Genomic DNA, 18,481 nt, shown 5'->3' with positions numbered 1-18,481 from the left:
CCGCCCCTACAGTATTATAAGTCTTTATATTCTAATCCTTTCAGTTCCATATATCTCTGGAGCGCCTCCATGTAATAGTAATCGGCATAATTCAGCGGAGTGTCTATCTCAGAGCCATTCGGTAGTGAACCGGTAGAATGCATCAATATGAATCCCTGGTTCTCGCCTACCTTAGCCAGATAAGCATCAGACGACAGGTTCTTCATGATCGTCACCGCATAATCCAGATATTTACCACCATCGGGCACTATCGTGCTCAACTCAATAAATGCAGAAGCAACGATAGAAGCTGCCGAGGCATCTCTTGGCGTCTCCGGTGTATCGGGTGCATCATAATCCCACAATGGTATCAGGTCATCGGTTTTCACGCGCGACATGATAAAGTCGGCAATATTCACGGCAAAATCAAGGAAGGCTTTATCACCCGTTTCACGGTAGCAGGAAATGTATCCGTACACCGCCCATGACTGTCCGCGGGCCCATGAAGACTCATCGTTCTTACCCTGGTGCGTATTTCTATATTCAACAGAGCCATCGTCGTTGTAGCTGATTACATGGTAAGAAGAATAATCCGGGCGGAAGTGGTACTTCATTGTTTTATAGGCATGCTTAATGGCTACATCCTTATATCTAGGATCTCCGGTGAGTTTGCTTACATTGAACAACAGATCAAGGTTCATCATATTATCAATAATAACCGGGAAGTTCCATTTTCCGAAGTCCCACGAACGGATGGCTCCGATTTGAGGATTGTAGCGGGATATCAGGTTGTCTGCCGTTTGTTGCAGGATAGAGGGAATGGTGTCGCTAGGAGAAAGGCGCCCGGCATTGCCAAAGCTGCAATTCATCATAAATCCAAGATCGTGCGTACCTGTGTACTTTCTTACAGGATATAACAGGTTGGTGAACTTAATGGCTTGTTGTTTCAGTGCATTATCGCCGGTCAATTCGTAGGTGTACCATAAAGTACCCGGGAAAAAGCCGCTTGTCCAATCGTATATTCCAGCCAGCCTTCTTTGCCCCAGCCTTTGGATTGGTTTTAGCCGGAGCGAGTCTTTAAAGGTCATTGAATCCCTTCCCAATTGTTCGCAAAGGAAATCCATCTCATAACCCACCCAAATGGAACGGGGCAACATAGCAGAATCGGCTATTTCAGTAGTGGTGAACTTAAGTTGGGCCGAAGCCACATCAATACCTTTTTTTACCCAGCTATAATCTTCTTTGGGTGGAGTCTTACATGAAACCAACACTATAGCTAACAAAGAGGCAAACAGAAAGAGATTCTTTTTCATATTAAATTAATCCGATTAAAAGTAACTAAATGTATTTTTCATTGAGAACAAAAATAAACATCAGTTACTTCTTATCGGTGCAGGAATGTTGAAAGGAATAAAGGCAGGGTATAAAACCTATTAATTTTGTCGAATTTAGTTTCAATATTGTTATCCTCTGCGCTTTTTAATGTATTCTGTGGGCAAATAGCCGAAGTATTTCTTAAAACTGGTAGCGAAATAGGAAGGTGTATTGAACCCTACTTTTGTGCTCACTTCGGCAATGGTATAGCGCCCGTCTTCCAACAATTTGCATGCTTCATTGAAGCGAATCTTACGGATAAAGTCGATGGTAGACTCTCCGGTGATGGCTTTCAGTTTGATATGCAGGTTGGAGCGGCTCATATTCATATCGCGGGCAAATTCATCGGCGGAGAACTCAATGTTATCCATGTTTTTCTCGACCACGGTAACGGCTCGTTTCAGCAGTTCCTCGTCCATGGCATTGAACGTGATCTTTTCGGGTTCTACTTCCAGCGATTTAGAGTAGTATTCATACGTGCGGCGGCGGGTACGAAGCATATTCTGTATCTTGGCCGCCAATACCGAGAGCGTAAATGGTTTGGGGATATAATCGTCTGCTCCTACCTGTAAGCCACCCAACTGATCGTGAATGTCTGTTTTTGCCGAAAGAATAAATACAGGGATATGACAGGTGCGGATACTCTGCTTGATCTGCTTGGTTAGCTTTATACCGTCCATAACCGGCATCATCACATCGGTAAGCACGAGGTCTACTTCATGATCTTTCAGATAGTTGAGCGCTTCTTCGCCATTGGAAGCACCTACCGTAGTGAACAGATCGGAAAGCCCTTCGATCAGGTAGTGCTGGATTTCAAGATTGTCCTCCACGATCAGGATGGTTCCACGCTTCTTGTCCGAAGTCTCGTCTTCCCGTTTCGGGCTTTCAACAATTTCACTATCAATAAAATAAAGATCGCGAACGTTCACCGAGTGCACTTCCTGATCCTTGGAATTTACTTCGCTGTCTTCCAGTTCTTCTTTGGTATAGACGGCGGTGTCTTGCGGGATAAATACAGAGAAGGTACTACCTTTCCCAACTTCGCTTTCCAGTTCTATGCGCCCGTGATGAAGTTCGACGAGGCGTTGTACCAAAGAAAGGCCAATGCCACTACCCATTTGCTCGCTTTTGATCTGGTAGAACCGGTCGAATATCTTTTTCTGCTTATCGGCAGGGATACCGACACCTGTATCGCTAACCTGTAATACAAGAAAACCGCCTTCTTCTTTAAAGCTCACAGTGATGCTCTGTCCTTCTTCGGTATATTTAAAGGCATTGGAGAGCAGGTTATTCATGATCAACTCCATATAATTGGCATCATATAGCATTTCTCTTTCGGAGATATCGGAAAGAAGGGTGTATTCTATTCGTTTATTGCGGGCAAGTTTATCGTAGAACAGGAAGTTCTCCTGAATAAGTTTATCTACGTTTCCCTTTCGGGCGCGCAATTTAAGTACGCCCAATTCTGCGCGACGGTAGTCCATCAGTTGATTGACGAGGTGTAGCAAGCGGTTTGTATTCCGTTGCACATATTCCAGTTGGTTGCGTATCCACCGGTCGCTCACGCGGTTGGCGATTTCCTGCAAGGGGGCAAGTATTAGAGTGAGCGGTGTGCGCAGTTCGTGCGATATGTCGATAAAGAAACGCATCTTCATTTGGTTTACTTCTTCACGGCGTTCCTTGTCCATGCGTTCCATCTCAAGTTCGGCTTTCATTGTTTTACGTATCCAGATAAAGCGGAAGACAAAGATCGAGAAGGCTACAACGGCCAGTACGAACAGCAGGATGGCCCACCAGGTTTTATACCATACGGGCAATACAATGATCTCCAACTCGGTGGGGACTTCGTTCCACTTGCCGTCGCTATTGGCAGCTTTTACCAGGAATTTGTAGGTGCCGTGAGGCAGATTGGAGTAAGAAACCGATCGCTGGTCGGTTAGATAATACCATTCTTTATCGTATCCATCGAGCTTGTAGGCAAATGTATTGTGCTGCCCGGAGATGTAGTTTGTAACTACGAACTCTAAAGAAAAAGAGGTTTGGGAAGCCTTGAATGTGATGCTTTTCGTATCGTGGATGTTTCGGGTCAGCAGTCCGGTTCCATCATCCGGACGCACGGTTTTGTTGAACAACCTCAACCCTGTGATCACTACAGGCGGCGTATAAGGATTGTCCATCAGCAGCTCCGGCACGAAGGTGGTTATACCGTTAATGCCTCCGAAGTACATTTGCCCGGAGGAGGTGCGGCAATAGGAGTAAGAGTTGAACTGATTGCTCTGGATGCCATCGGACTCGGTGAAGTTTCTGAGTTTCTCCGTCTCCGGGTCGAAACAGGCCAAACCTTTATTGGTACTCATCCACAGCCTACCGAAGGTATCTTCGAGAATGCCGTACACCACGTTGTTGGGAAGCATGTTGGAGGTGGTGTAATGCTTCATCCGGTTTCTGTGTTCATCAAAACCGTATACGCCTTCGCGGGTGCCAATCCAGAATTGCCCGTTGCGGGCTTCGTATATGCAATTGATGAACGCATGGCGAACCGGAAGCGAATCGGGCAGGATTTCAGAGGTTTGTAGCTCATTGCCGATCTGATCATAAACGAAAAACCCTTCTTCTCCTCCTATCCACAACCGGTTTCTTGAGTCTCTATACATCAGGGTTATGCGCTTCGCCTTTAGAGGGCTACCGTTTTTTTCCTGACTGATTAACCGAAGCGATTTTGTTTGCGGATTGAATTTATAAAGTGACGACAAGGTGGCCAGCCAGAGATCGCCATCGCCGACCGGTACGATGGCATAGACATTGTCTTCGTTCAGCGTGCTGTTGCGCAAATGAAAGGTTTCGATGAAACCCGTTCTTTTGTGCAATATACTGAATCCGCCGGCATGGGTTCCGATATAGACTTTTCCTTGTTCCTCATCAATATAGATGGTCTTTATATTGTTGGAGCCAATGGTGGAATGATGACCATCGCGGGAGACATAATGGGTATACTTTTTCTTTTGAACGTCATAGAAATTGAGTCCGCCGTCATTTGTACCGATCCACAAGTTATAGTCTTTATCTTCAACGATGCAGCTTGCCACATTGTCGTTCAGTGAATTCTGGTAAGGGATACGTATCATATGCCGGAACCGGTTCTTAAGGGGATGGTAGTAGTTAAGCGATCCGAAATAGGTGCCCAACCACATGCCTCCCTGCGAATCCATAAAGATACTGCGTACGGAGTTCTGCGACAGGCTGCCACTCTGAACCGGGTTGCTGGTGTAAGAAACGAAAGAGTCGGTTCCTTCGTGATAGATGTTGAGGTCGTTGAAGGTACCAATCCACAAGCGATTCTGAGCGTCCAGTGCCAATGAACGGATATAATTGGAACTGATACTTTTAGAGTCACCAGCCACGTGCCGGTAGTTTTGAACTTCTTTGGTGTTCGGGTTGATCAGATACAGCCCGGCTCCTTCGGTGGCCACCCACAGGCGGTTGGACGATTGCCTGAGGACGGTTTGGATATTCTTATTCTCCAAGTCCTGAGTCAGAACGCTGAACTGCTTGTTTTGAGTGGAGTAAACGTACAGCCCTTTCATTGTACCGATATAAATATCGTCTCCCTGACGGGTTATGGTAGAAGCGACCAGTTTATGTAAAGCCTCACTCAGGGCATCTTCCATAAAGAGGGAGTTCTCAATATCAAAAACCAACAGCCCCTCGTTGGTACTTACAAGTAGCTGTGTATCGGACAGTTCGGCAATTCCTCCAATCTGCACCCGTTTGCCTTTCTTTTCATAAAAGTAGTTCCTGAACCGGTCTTTTTCTTCATCATAATAGGATAGCCCGTCGCGTGTTCCGATCCAGACCCGCCCCTGGCTGTCTACCGTGACGATGCGGGCGATATCATTGGCGATGCTATGTGGGTTGGAAGCATCGTGCTGGTAGACGGTGAAGGCGTAGCCATCGTATTTATTCACGCCATCGTAGGTGGCGAACCACATATTGCCGCGTTTGTCCTGGTCGATGGAGAAGACGGTACTCTGCGAAAGCCCATCGTTCAACCCAATGTGTACAAAGGTAATCTGCTCGGGTTCTGCTGCGTAAGAAGAAATACCGATAAAGATAGATAGGAGAAAACAAGTGAAGGCCGATTTTAGCATCCTATTATATATTAGAGGTTTATGCAAAAATAACAAAATGAGGATTAGGATGAAAGGATAAAGCCTCACATTCAACAGATTTAGTTTCTTTTTGCACAAAACTGAGATTCGCAACCAAATACAGTTTATCAGGAGAGATAAGGGGGGACCGAAACACCCATACTAAACAAAAACTAAGCTTAATTCATCAAAAATTAAACTGCATTCAACCTCCTCTAAGTATAATTGAATATTAAGTAATTAGATTGCATCCTCTATACCTTACCTTTGTTACCGGAGACCACATGTTTCCAAAACACATCTATTATATAAAATTAGTAACCTAGAAATTCCCAATTAATTATTAAAAACAACATTATGAAAAAACACATTAGATTACTTTTGGTGATGATGTCTTTCATGAGTTTTGCCTCCTTTGCACAAGGACAGCAAATATCAATAACCGGTACGGTGAAAGACACAAACGGAGAATCTGTTATCGGTGCCAATGTCTCAGTTGAAGGCACTACCATTGGAACAATCACCGATTTAGATGGTGCCTTTAATCTAGAAGTGCCCGAGAACGGGCAACTTGTTGTATCATACATCGGGTATGTAAAGCAGGTGATTAGTATCAATAAAAACAGAAGTTTCACAATCACACTGAAAGAAGACTCAGAGATGCTTACCGAAGTGGTGGTTACGGCTTTAGGTATTAAAAGAGAAAAGAAAGCATTAGGATATGCCATGCAGGAAGTGAAAACCGATGTGTTTTCAGAAAACCGCTCAACCAGCGTCTCCAATCTGTTGCAAGGTAAAGTTGCCGGTGTGCAGATCTCTCAATCCGGAAGTGGTGTTGGCGGACCAACCCGTGTTATTCTGCGCGGACTTAACTCGCTGAGTGGTAATAATGCACCGCTTTGGGTGGTAGACGGACTGCCCATTCTGGACAATGCCAATGGAACCCTGCAGTTCTCCTACTCTTCGGGTGCAGCCGACCTCAACCCGGATGATATTGAAAGCATCTCTGTACTGAAAGGAGCAAATGCTGCGGCACTCTACGGTTCAAGAGCACAAAACGGGGCTATCGTTATTACCACCAAAAAGGGTAAGGAAGGTAAAGTCCAGTTTGAATACAACGGTTATGTTTCCGCCAGTAAAGCCTATGACTCTTACAAACTTCAAGACGTGTATGGACAAGGAACAAACGGACAATATACAATGGCCGCCCAGGGTTCATGGGGACCCAAAATGGAAGGACAAATGATTCCGAACTGGCGTAAGGAATATTATGGCGACCAATCTTATCAAGATTATGCCATGTTGCCACAGAAGAACGTAATAGACGATTTCTTTCGCACAGGGATGAACTATGTGAACTCGGTAAGCGCCACCGGTGGCAATGAAAACCTGAATGCCCGCTTCTCGTTTACCGACAGTCGCAACGAAGGCATTCTGCCCAATGAATCTATGGTTAAACAGAACTACAACCTGAATGTTGAACTTAAAAATAAGTATGTAACCATAGGTGGAAAGGTGGCCTACTTTCGCGAAAAGGTAAAGAACAGGCCAATGAACTTTTACGGTGTATGGGAAAATATGATCCAGATACCAAGGAATATTCGCTTGCAGGATTTAAGTAATCCTATCGGGAAAGACGGGTACATCGTAAACTGGGCCGGCGATGGCAAGGTAAGACATAACCCTTACGGCTTCATAACGGATGGCAACGGAAACGAACTGAACAGAGACAGGCTCCAGGGACAACTCATCCTTAGCGGAAACATAACCGACTATCTGAAACTGACAGGAAGAATCGGGCTGGACAGAATCTCCGATAATCTGGAGGTAACCGAGGTTCATCGCAATAAAGCTGCGAACCCCAGAGATCTGATTACAATCGACAATTCTACACGCGAAGAATTGAATGCCGACCTGATGCTTAATTTTGATAAGCGCTTCAACGATTTTTCCATATCGGCCAATCTCGGTATAGCCACTTACTATAATAAATACAAAGGTTTGGCCGCAGAGAGTGGCGAAGCCATCATTCCCGACTTCATCGCATTGAGCAACGGTTTGACAAAACTAGCCACACAAGGCTTTAATTCCAAACGAATCAATTCGATCCTGGGTAACGCTACCGTAGGATACAAGGGATATGCATATCTTGATGTTACGGCAAGAAACGACTGGTCGTCTACGCTGCCTTCTTCAAACTGGTCATACTTCTATCCATCAGCCAGTTTGAGCGGAATATTATCGGATATATTTAAGATGCCTAAAGAGTATTTCCTGAAAGTCAGAGGCTCAATCGCCCAAGTGGGTAATGATACTTCGCCCTACGCGCTTTATAATGTATATACGCTGAGCACAATCGGTAATCTTACCGTTGGGCAGACCTCCACCACATACCCTTTGGCTGACTTGAAACCGGAGAAAACCACATCATGGGAGTTGGGATTTGATTACCGGATGTTCAATAACCGGTTGGGATTTGATTTCACCTATTACAAATCAACAACTACCAACCAGATCCTCTCTATGAGCGTTCCTGCCTCTTCCGGATATACAAACAAAAGAATCAATGCCGGGAAAATGGAAAGCAAGGGTATAGAATTAATGGTAAACGGAACGCCCATTATGACCAAAGACTGGCGTTGGGATGTGACACTGAACTGGGGTAAGAATACTACCCGCAACGTAGAGCTTGACGAAAAGATCAAACGATACACTTTCCCATTGACGAACAACGTAAAAATCGGGAAGGTAGTCATTGATGAAGGTGGCCGGTTCGGCGACATCGTGTCTACCGCATACCAGAGAAACGACGATGGCAGAATCCTGGTAGATGATAGCGGGCTACCGTTGATCAATACCAAATCCGAACAGGTCATTGGAAATATGACACCGGACTGGACAGGCTCCTTTAGTACTACGCTGGCTTATAAGAACATTGTATTCAGCGCCCTTGTCGACGTCAGATACGGAGGCGAGTTCCTTTCACTCACAGATGCACTTGCTTCCGGAGCCGGAAACTCGGCAAGAACATTGGAAGGACGCGAAGGTATGGTGGTTGACGGTATTGTTAAATCGACAGGTCAGGAAAATGCAAAAGAAGTTTCTGCACAACAATATTACGCTGTTATAGCAGGTTCATATCCGGTAGGGGAAGAGTTCTTGCATGATGCTACTTATGTGAAACTGCGTGAGATCTCCATTGGTTATACGCTACCGGCCACCTGGCTAAGGAAAACACCGATTTCCAATGTAAAAGTATCGGTTGTAGGGCGCGACTTGTTCAACATTTACAAGGCAGCTCCTGTTAATGCGGAATTTGCACAGAATAGTCAGGATGTATTCCAGGCTTTCGAACTGGCATCATTCCCATCAACAAGAACTGTGGGCTTCTCACTTAATGTAAAATTCTAAAAACGCAATATAACTATGAAACTGAATAAAATACTTATCATACTAATATCTGTTCTTGCGGTTAGTTGCACAAGCGGATTCGAAGATATGAACAAGAACCCATTGGCCATCAATGAGGTGTCGCCCGATTTGGTATTACCGAAAATGCAGTATACCGGATTCCATCTTATTGCCGGAGATTTCCAACGCGCATCATTACTGTATTCGTTTCTATATGCCCAATACATAGCCAATACTTCTACAAGTTTCACCTCGGACAATTATGTGTTCAACACTTCCTGGGCAGAACGTGGTTTATGGACTCCATACTACAACAGTATGCTGAAGAACCTGCGCGAAGTGGAGTTGACGCTGGAAGCCCATCCCGAATACAGTGACATGTACCAGATTATGCGTATAACTACCGCAATAAGTACCATACGCCTTACCGATACTTTCGGCGATATTCCTTACTTTGAAGCAGGAAAGGGAGAAACCCAAACTCCTTTTGACAGCCAGAAAGATATTTATTATGATGTCTTTAAAGAGCTGACAGAAGCAGTAGCCCTGTTGAAGCAGAAGAGAGCCGACCAACGCACGTATGGAGATGAAGACCTGATTTACCAAGGCGATGTGAATAAATGGATAAAGCTGGGCAACTCCTTGCGCCTGCGTGCTGCCTTACGTTTATCGTTCGTCGATCCGGAAAAAGCCAAAGCCGAAGGTGAAGCTGCTTTGAAGGAGTCTTTGCTGTCTTCTAATGTCGATAATGCTGCCGTTTCGATACCTTTACCAAATACCTGGTGGAATCCTTTGCTGGAAGCAAGTGCCTGGAATGAGTTCAGGGCAAGTGAAACCATGGTGAATATGCTTATGAACAGAAGTTCTGTGCCCGACCCGCGCCTTACGCTGATAATATCACAAACTCAGGCTTGGGTAAACGGTGAAGCCGATGCGGTTCAATATAGAGGGGTGCCGAACGGACTGTCGGCTACAGACATTCCATTACCCGCAAATGACAATATACATAACTCGTGTATCTGGGGATATATGTGGGGATATACATGGAACTCCGAAAGCTACGGCTCTAAAGAAACAGCACCGCAGGGGCACTTATTTACACCCCCATTGGGTTTGCTGAATTATGCTGAGGTTTGTTTCCTGAAAGCAGAAGCGGCACTACGTGGCTGGCAGGGAGCAGGAGATGCATCTGCAAATTATGAAAGTGGTATACGTGCTTCGTTCGAAGACTTTAGAACAGATGCTCCTACGGGCTCTTATTCAACAGTAAACGATAATACATATATAACTACAGGAGATGTTAAATGGAACAACTCCGATGATTTCGAAACCAAGCTGGAAAAGATAATCACTCAGAAATGGTTGGGCATATATCCTAATTCGGAAGAAGCCTGGGCAGAATTCCGACGCACGGGCTACCCGGTGCTACAACCGGTTAAGCAAAGTCTGGAATCTACCATTAATCCGGCCAACAGAGAGTTCATCAAGAAACTGCGTTATGTGGATAACGAATTGACGAATAACGGAGCAAACGCAAGTAACCCTGTCTTAAATGGTGGAAAGGGCGACGGAGTTTCAGTCCGCGTGTGGTGGGATACATCGCGTTACAACTAATATTTTTCAGGATACAAACTGAGAGCATACCGTGATGTGGTGAAATACAACATGATATGCTCTCTCTATTTATTTTATGACATGATGAAGAGGTATTTATTAATAGTGTTCGTTTCTTTGATAGGTATGTACGCCGCGGCACAATCGGCCCCGGATCAACGCATCCAATGGCTTAAGAACGATAGACTGGGGCTGTTTTTACACTGGGGGCTTTATTCCGAGGCAGCCGGAGACTGGAAGGGTCGTAAAGCACAAGGGGCCGACCATTTTATGATGCGCGAACGCATTCCTCTAAAAGAATATGCCAAGATAGCAAAGACCTTTAACCCCGTGGATTATAGTGCTATGGAATGGGTACGAGCGGCAAAGCATACAGGACTGAAGTATATAGTTATCACGACTAAACATCACGATGGCTTCTCTATGTTTGATTCAAAATGTAGTGATTATGACATTGTGGACTGCACTCCATTCGCCAAAGATCCTATGGCAGATTTGGCAGAGGCCTGCCATAAAGAGGGTATTAAACTAGGCTTTTATTACTCGTTGGGGCGCGACTGGGAAGATCCGGATGTACCAACCAACTGGCCCACCAAAGGCGGAAGAAGCAACACCTGGGACTATCCGGATGAAGACGCAAAAGATCTTTCTGCTTATATCGAACGGAAAGTAAAACCGCAACTCCGGGAATTATTAACGAACTACGGTAAGGTAGATATCATTTGGTTTGATACCCCGGAAATGGTAACCGAACAACAAAGCAAAGAGATAAGAGAATTAATCCTTTCCCTGCAACCCGAATGCCTGATTAATGACCGTATAGGCAACAACATGGGCGATTATGCTACTGTAGAGCAAAAACTAACCGATGAAATTGATAGGGGATTGTGGGAAGGATGCCTGAAAATGGGAGCAAACTGGGGATACAATCGTTACGATACGGTATACGCCGGCCCAGACATGATTGTGCGGTATATGACCGATATGGTAAGTAAAGGAGGAAATATGCTGCTAAATATCGGCCCCGACAACAAAGGACGTTTTCCTAAATTGACCGAACCAATAATGAATGGTTTACACCATTGGTTGAAGGCTAATGGAGAAGCTATTTATGGAACAGAACCGTGGCGTATTTATGGCGAAAACTTCGATCCAAACAATGTGGAAGAAAAGGTAGATGCAGAATTTCACGATGCCATTTATAATGGACTCCCTCAAAACGCTGCTCCCGATTTCAGGTATACAGTTAAAGGTAAGAAGGTATATATTATCGTCCGCCATGTACCAGCTACCAGCTTTACTCTTCGTGCTTTCAAAGCAGAAGATAGGATACGTTCTATAAAGTGTTTATCTGAAAAGACAAAAGTAACTTGGGATTTAACAGACGATGGACTGGCAGTACATTTAAGTAATCCGGTAAATTCATTCCCGGTATATGTGCTGCAAGTTACTATGAAAGAATAAAATAAACCAGATGCTCATAATTAATTCATCCTTCGGAACACTCCGAAGGCACCCCACTAGCTGCAGGGAGGCTTCGAAGCACTTCGGAGGATGAATTAATCTTGAACAATTACTTAGATTATTGAATAATATGAGAACCAACTTTTTTCGCTTTCTAATTCTATGCCTTTGCTTTATCTCGGGAACTACCGCACATGCAGTTAACCTGGAAGAATATATGAAGAAATATGCCCTGACCTGGGAACAGCTGCCAATGCAATGGAACGAGGGGGCTTTCGTTGGAAATGGGTTAACGGGCATGATGGTCTATGTAGACTCTATCAGCAATACTGTTGTATTTCACCTGGGGCGCCCCGACGTGACGGATCACCGCAAAGCCCCCAACCATAAAACGTCCATGGGGGTTACAGGAGCAACACGGATTCTCGATTACTGCCGATTGGATGTTGGAAAGATGCTCCTGTGCCCCAAAGGAAAGATTCTCTCCGGGACATTCCATTTAAACATCTATAGCGGAGAGTTGACCGGCAACCTCACCACCGATAAAGGTGGGCTCGCGTTTTGTGCATACACACCCAACGACAAGGAGGTTAATATCGTTGAGGTTTCCTCTTCCTTGCCTTACTCATGGAAGGGTGTTCCCGGTAGTGCGCGTTCGCCCAGGGTACATGTATTCCCAAATCTGAAAGAAGAAGCCGGATATATCGACAATCCTGCTCCCGTTGTTACCGAGAAACCGAAAGAAGGCTCATGGGTTCAGCCCTTATTGGCCGGGGGCGATTATGCAACTTATTGGAAAGAGGTCGATGATAATAAGTCGCACTCCGTACTCTATGTATCAACCGCCAATGAAGTTCCGGCTTCGGATGTTTCACTGCCCAAAGCCATAGCAACAGTAGAAGCTGCCCATGGTGCAACATACACTGTTCTTAGAAAAGAGATGCGCAACTGGTGGAATAAGTTCCATCAACACTCCTTCATCTCCATTCCGGATAAGAAACTGGAGAATTTCTATTTTATACAAATGTACAAACTGGGCACTTGTTCACATCCCAAAGGTGCTGCCATGGATTTATTCGGTCCCTTCTACAAACTCAGCGCATGGCCAAGTTACTGGTGGAACCTCAATATACAGTTAACTTATATGCCCGTATATCCGGCCAATCGCCTCGAACAAGGAGTTAATTATCAGCGGCTGCTAGATGAGTTCCTATCTCCGCTTGTACGAACTACATCGCCTTCTAAGATGGGCGATTTTGCATGGGCGCTACAGAATTACTATATGTATCTCCGGTATTCCGGAGCCGGTTGGGAAGAGATAAAACAACAATTTACACCCAAAGCATTGGACATCCTGGAAGTATTCGGAAAGGTGATGGAACGGAAAGGAGAAACCTATCATCTCATTCAGACCGAATCGCCCGAATACGAAGGAACCAAACTATACAACAACAGCCACTACGGTTTGGCCTCCCTTCGCTGGTTGCTCGAAACACTGATTCTATGCCATGACAAGACAGCGTCCACTCATCCCGAATATGCTTGTTGGAAAGAAATTCTGGCACACCTGCATCCTTATCCTATCGACGAAAATGGAATGATGATTGCTTCGGATGTTCCACTGGCTAAATCGCACCGGCACTACTCGCATCTGCTTGCATTTTACCCCTTCCGGCTATTAACACCCGATGTACAGGCCAACCGGGAGATGTTAGAGAAATCCATTGACCACTGGATAGCCGTTGAAAACGGTAAAGAATTGGCCGGTTATTCCTATACCGGGGCTGCTTCTTTGTATGCATATTTAGGCGATGGCAACAAGGCTTACCACATGTTGGATCATTTTCTGAATAAACCAATCGGCATTAGCCTTTTGTTGCCCAACACGTTTTATGCCGAGAGTGGAGGCAAGAATATAGTGATCGAAACCCCGTTGAGTGCAGCCACTGCCATGACCGAGATGCTTATACAAAGCTGGGGGGATGTAATACGTGTATTCCCCGCTGTTCCTGCCGACTGGAAATCTTGTGCCTTTCACCAGCTAAGGGCCGAAGGCGCTTTCGTTGTTTCTGCTCAACGGAAAGAAGGAGCAACCCGGTGGGTTTCTATTCACAGCGAAAAGGGATTACCTTGCTGTGTACATCTGCCGGGATGGAAAGCTGTTCACCAAATATCGAAAGGAAAAACAATTCCGGTACAGTCACTGGGAAACGATATTTATCAGCTTCAATTAGAAGCCGGGGAAACAGTTGCTTTAGCCCCCGAACCATCTACGGATTATAAATTAGAACTTGTACAGACTTCGAATGAGTCCGACCGAAACTTCTATGGCGTGAAGTCTGGTCAGGGTTTACCTTATGTAATGGACTGGCCGGAATAGGATGTCTTATTCCTTTTCGGCATCTATTATCTCATAATTATTGTCATTCATCGGTTTTATGACGTAACGAGGTAATACATAGTCAAATTCCAGTTCTATGACTGATGCGATTTCGTCCGGAGCTTCCCGGGGTACATCTATATAAATACCATCGTGTGTATTACTGAATTTCAGTAACTTCCCATTATCTAATAAACGGGCACCTGATGCTTCCTGATATAAGCGGAACAATAATTGATTATCTTCCGGCCATTCAATTACATGGAGATAAACATATGTTTTTGTACCCACCACTTTCTGTGTACAATATCCCCAGGCGGGTTTGTTTACCTGGCATCGTTCTGTACTATAAATGGAGTTTCCATTCTTTTTCATCCACTTGCCGATAGCTTCTAATCTTTCTATGTTTCCTTCAGGAATGTTACCCTCGGCATCCGGGCCTACGTTCAACAGGAAGTTTCCGCCTTTGGATGCAATATCAATAAGGTTAGTCAACAATGTTCGTGCGGATTTCCAAACTACTCCTTTCTTTCTATATCCCCAACTATTGTTTATGGTCATGCATGTTTCCCAGTCCGTGCCATCCAATTCTTTTACTGTTGGTATAACCTGTTCCGGGGTTTTGTAATCTCCTGTTATGTTTTTATGGCCTCTAACCAAGCGGTCATTAGTTATGATATGCGGATAATCCTTTATTATATCGTTCATCTTCTCCGCAAGAATATCTGGTCCGCTGGGGGTGTCCCAAAAGAATACGGCTACATCGCCATAATTGGTTAGTAGCTCCCTTATTTGTGGTATAGCCACACTGTCTGTGTATTCTTCCAGTGTACGTGTTTGTTGTAGGGGATCCCAACTCCCGTTGTGAGCTAATGTGTAAGCGTCAATACGGGTAGAATCCGGGTTGGGCCAGCCTTGCTTCATTGGCCTTCTGTGAGCATCTCCACCTGAGTTGTTCCAATCCTGTGCCTGGGAATAATAAAATCCCAATTTCATATCGTATTTCCGGCAGGCTTTTGCTAATCCGTCTAATATATCTTTGCCATATAGGGTAAAGTCTACCATATTATAATTACTGGCTTTGCTCTTGAAAAGAGCGAAACCGTCGTGATGCTTGGCTGTTATTACAATGTATTTCATGCCTGCATCTTTGGCTATTTGTACCCATTTCTCAGGGTCATACTTTGTGGGATTAAAAGTTCGTGTTATTTCCTGATATTCTTTTACCGGTATTTTACAACGATTCATAATCCATGCAGGCGCTTCTACCCGCATCAGGTAACCATTATATACTCCTTCTAAAATAGAATAAGGTCCCCAATGGATAAACATTCCAAAGCGCGCGTCGCGCCACCATTGCATTTTTTGATCCTGATCGGCATGCTGAGCACATAAATTAAGAGCCAACATAATTATTAATCCAAGAAGCAACTTTCTTTTCATTTACTCCATTTTTAATATTAGTACTATCGTATTCGGGTAGAAATTGGTTGATAATCATTCATTTCCAATATCTTCACTTCTCCATCAATTATATCATATAGTATAGATGAGCCTTGATCTTTTCGCAAATAGACGTTATTATTGATTACCGGATGGGTATTTCCATAACTAAACGCCACACGCGTTGAACTATTGGTTATGTGAATGCCTGCGGGTTGGTTACAGTCTAAGGAAGCTTCAATATTCCACCCACCGCAAGTATAAATCTCACCATTCACTGTAATTGCCCGGGGGAATTTATATTCCGGCAATACCTGGATAATGGTTAATATACGGTTTTCGCTGCTTGGACTGAATGTTGCCGTCAGGTGCCATTGGTCAGGATACCGGGGATCAGGGATTGTTGTTGGGGGAACAACAAATTGATTCGTTTGAGAGATTTCAAAGCTTTGATTGCTAAACATCCGCGCAACGGATTTAAATTGCTTGTCCTCATTCCATGTTTCCATTGTTTTGGAACCGTTATGGATAGCAAATTCTGTAGGGCTGTGCAGTAGCCAATCCCATCGTACAGAATTCTTTGCCTCCAGTTCATCATATAATACAACGATATCAGGGTGAAGTACAAATACATGTCGTCGGTATTTGGTAAGTGGAGTTGTACCAAAACCATTCTCGGGACTTTGGGTGATGCCGGCTTTCTTGAAAGCATCCACCCAAAGCGGATCATCACTTATACCCGAATACGCATTCGACGCATCGCCCAGACAATAGGATATTTGTTCTCCATTGATGGCACGTACTACGTTGCCATACCCTTTCATGGAGAAAGGCTGGCCGATACCATTCACTAGAATCGTATTATGTGCGCGGCTATGGCGGTAAGACATGAGGTTGTGTGCACCGGAGAAATCAACATAATATCCACTACTACGATATACATCCGCTCCTTTATATAGAATATTGAAGCTATTCTGATCGGCCAGGGTATGGCTACCGGAAGCAAACGTACTCGACCGGAACGACAAAGAAAGGTCATTCTCAGGATGGGCAATATCTGAGTGGATGGTCACTTCACCGGCATCTTTATGCCATATCAGTTTGGGATAACCGGCTGGCAGACCTGCACTTGTGTAGGATTTATCACGAACCATACGATATATCCGAAACTCATAATCCTGCAACAACAGACTTTGGCACTCGTTGGCATACCAGGCGGCATATCCATCGCCAACCTCACGTGCAAGAAAATCGGCAAAGGCAATCCGGAGCCGATTGGGTGCGTTGCCATTTTCACTGGAATCGCCAAAGCCTACGCTCTTGGAGTTTGGGGGCCACGCATAAGTGATTGCTTTACCTGCATTCTGATACCAGGGATGTTTCAGGAAATCGTGCCTGGTGATGGAAGAGAACAAGGAAGGCATGTAATATAGTGTTTTCACATTGGCATTAAAGTAGCCCACTCCGTTTCTCCACAGTCCATCCCGGTTAAATCCGGAATCGGGTGCCCGTGCAGTCCATAGCTCATAATAGTATTCCAGCATTTTGGTGGCCTCTGTCTCATATTCAGCTTTCGTGTAAAGCATTAAAGCAATCTGGAAGAAGATACGCATATTTTGCTGCCAGAAGTGATTATCGAATATATGATTCTCCTGGTATCCACAATATATGTTGTAATAGTGCCTGCCTATCTTTATTAATAGTTCTTCTATGGTTTGCTTCTCTGCGGTGGTTAGTTCGTTCTGGGCAATATCATATGCCTTGATAAAGACGAGAGCAATGTCTGTAGCACCAAAGTTAGTGGCGAATATTTGCGCATCAGTAAGCGGATAGTTTTGCAGAAGTCGCACAAACTCCAACATTTTATCCCGGTAAGCCTGTTTTTGAGTCAGACGATAGGCCTGATAAAGCTGTATCATGTACGGCCTGATCTCTTCTATCTTATCATAGGGGTTAGCAACATCGCTATAACTTGCGTTAAGTGCCGTATTGGCCCTACTGGTTAAGGCTTTAAACTCCGAATGGGATTCTACCTTCCCGCGGGCTGCCTCCAGTTCATCATCCAGGAAGGAATATAAACGCGGATAGGTTTTCGGCACATTGCTTATAAACGCATCGAATGCCGGGGTTACAAACTCCGGTGTTTCTTCTTCAACGGTGAACTGATAGGTTTCACTCCATGCACCCTCTACCCCACTTTCGTTTGCCGAACGGAACCGCCAGAACCATGTACCGGCATCAAGCACCTGGTGTGGATTGAAGAAACACCAGGGAACCTTTGCCGAAAGAATAGTTTCGGATTCTTTGAACGATGCAGATTTTGAGAGAGAGAATTGTATGAAATCTCCTTTCTTCATCGCCTGAGGCACAATCAATGGAGCGGGATTAATATAAAGCCCATTGTCGATAGTTGGATAAGGTTTATCCCGTATCTTCTCATGCCAGGAGTCAACAGTTTCCTGTTCCTTACCCTCGTTGTCTTCAACGTTAGGGACATCATCGTCGGAACAAGACAGTAGGCTTAAAGGAATGATGCACAACAGCATCACCCAACGGGTAAGGTGTTTCTTCATGGTTTATTAGATTTCCAGTTCGGGTAACTCGTCTTTTAACTCTGTGGTGACGCCTTTCTCTTTTATTTCTTCTAAGACTCAAACGTCCTCCCCCT

The 18,481-nt window shown here is 44.7% G+C and carries 8 protein-coding genes; 4 read left to right on the top strand and 4 right to left on the bottom strand.

Translation table 11 applies throughout. The features are described from left to right. Positions 1-14 precede the first annotated feature (14 nt). Positions 15-1,292, bottom strand: a complete 1,278-nt coding sequence (locus D0T87_RS08970) for a DUF4995 domain-containing protein (RefSeq protein ID WP_163174794.1) — start codon at positions 1,290-1,292, stop codon at positions 15-17. Positions 1,293-1,442: 150 nt separating this feature from the next. Continuing rightward, complete coding sequence (locus D0T87_RS08965; RefSeq protein ID WP_163174793.1) at positions 1,443-5,501, bottom strand: two-component regulator propeller domain-containing protein; 4,059 nt, start codon at positions 5,499-5,501, stop codon at positions 1,443-1,445. Positions 5,502-5,858: 357 nt separating this feature from the next. On the opposite strand from D0T87_RS08965, the gene D0T87_RS08960 reads away from it, so the two are divergent. The 4 genes from D0T87_RS08960 to D0T87_RS08945 all read left to right on the top strand — a co-directional run bounded on the left by D0T87_RS08960 (position 5,859) and on the right by D0T87_RS08945 (position 14,370). Continuing rightward, complete coding sequence (locus D0T87_RS08960; RefSeq protein ID WP_203558648.1) at positions 5,859-8,912, top strand: SusC/RagA family TonB-linked outer membrane protein; 3,054 nt, start codon at positions 5,859-5,861, stop codon at positions 8,910-8,912. A 15-nt stretch (positions 8,913-8,927) separates the two neighbouring features. Next, positions 8,928-10,526, top strand: coding sequence for a SusD/RagB family nutrient-binding outer membrane lipoprotein (locus D0T87_RS08955; RefSeq protein WP_163174792.1), 1,599 nt, complete (start codon positions 8,928-8,930; stop codon positions 10,524-10,526). An 81-nt stretch (positions 10,527-10,607) separates the two neighbouring features. Then, positions 10,608-11,990: an alpha-L-fucosidase gene (locus D0T87_RS08950; protein WP_239063573.1), complete on the top strand. Its 1,383-nt coding sequence runs from the start codon at positions 10,608-10,610 to the stop codon at positions 11,988-11,990. Positions 11,991-12,207: 217 nt separating this feature from the next. Then, entirely contained in the window at positions 12,208-14,370 is a 2,163-nt protein-coding gene (locus tag D0T87_RS08945; RefSeq protein ID WP_203558647.1) for a glycoside hydrolase family 95-like protein, read from the top strand. Positions 14,371-14,376: 6 nt separating this feature from the next. Here the strand turns inward: D0T87_RS08945 and D0T87_RS08940 are convergent, their stop codons facing one another. Both D0T87_RS08940 and D0T87_RS08935 read right to left on the bottom strand, forming a co-directional pair. Continuing rightward, positions 14,377-15,813 carry an alpha-L-fucosidase gene (locus D0T87_RS08940; RefSeq protein WP_163174790.1) on the bottom strand — a complete coding sequence of 479 codons (1,437 nt, stop codon included), beginning with the start codon at positions 15,811-15,813 and terminating at the stop codon, positions 14,377-14,379. A 23-nt stretch (positions 15,814-15,836) separates the two neighbouring features. Further along, positions 15,837-18,386 carry a DUF4962 domain-containing protein gene (locus D0T87_RS08935; RefSeq protein ID WP_163174789.1) on the bottom strand — a complete coding sequence of 850 codons (2,550 nt, stop codon included), beginning with the start codon at positions 18,384-18,386 and terminating at the stop codon, positions 15,837-15,839. Positions 18,387-18,481: the final 95 nt, after the last annotated feature.

It is taken from the genome of Bacteroides sp. 51 (assembly GCF_010500965.1).
In the GTDB taxonomy this organism is placed as follows: domain Bacteria; phylum Bacteroidota; class Bacteroidia; order Bacteroidales; family Bacteroidaceae; genus Bacteroides.
Note: the sequence above shows the minus strand (reverse complement) of the source record. Positions and strands in the feature narration are given on the sequence as shown.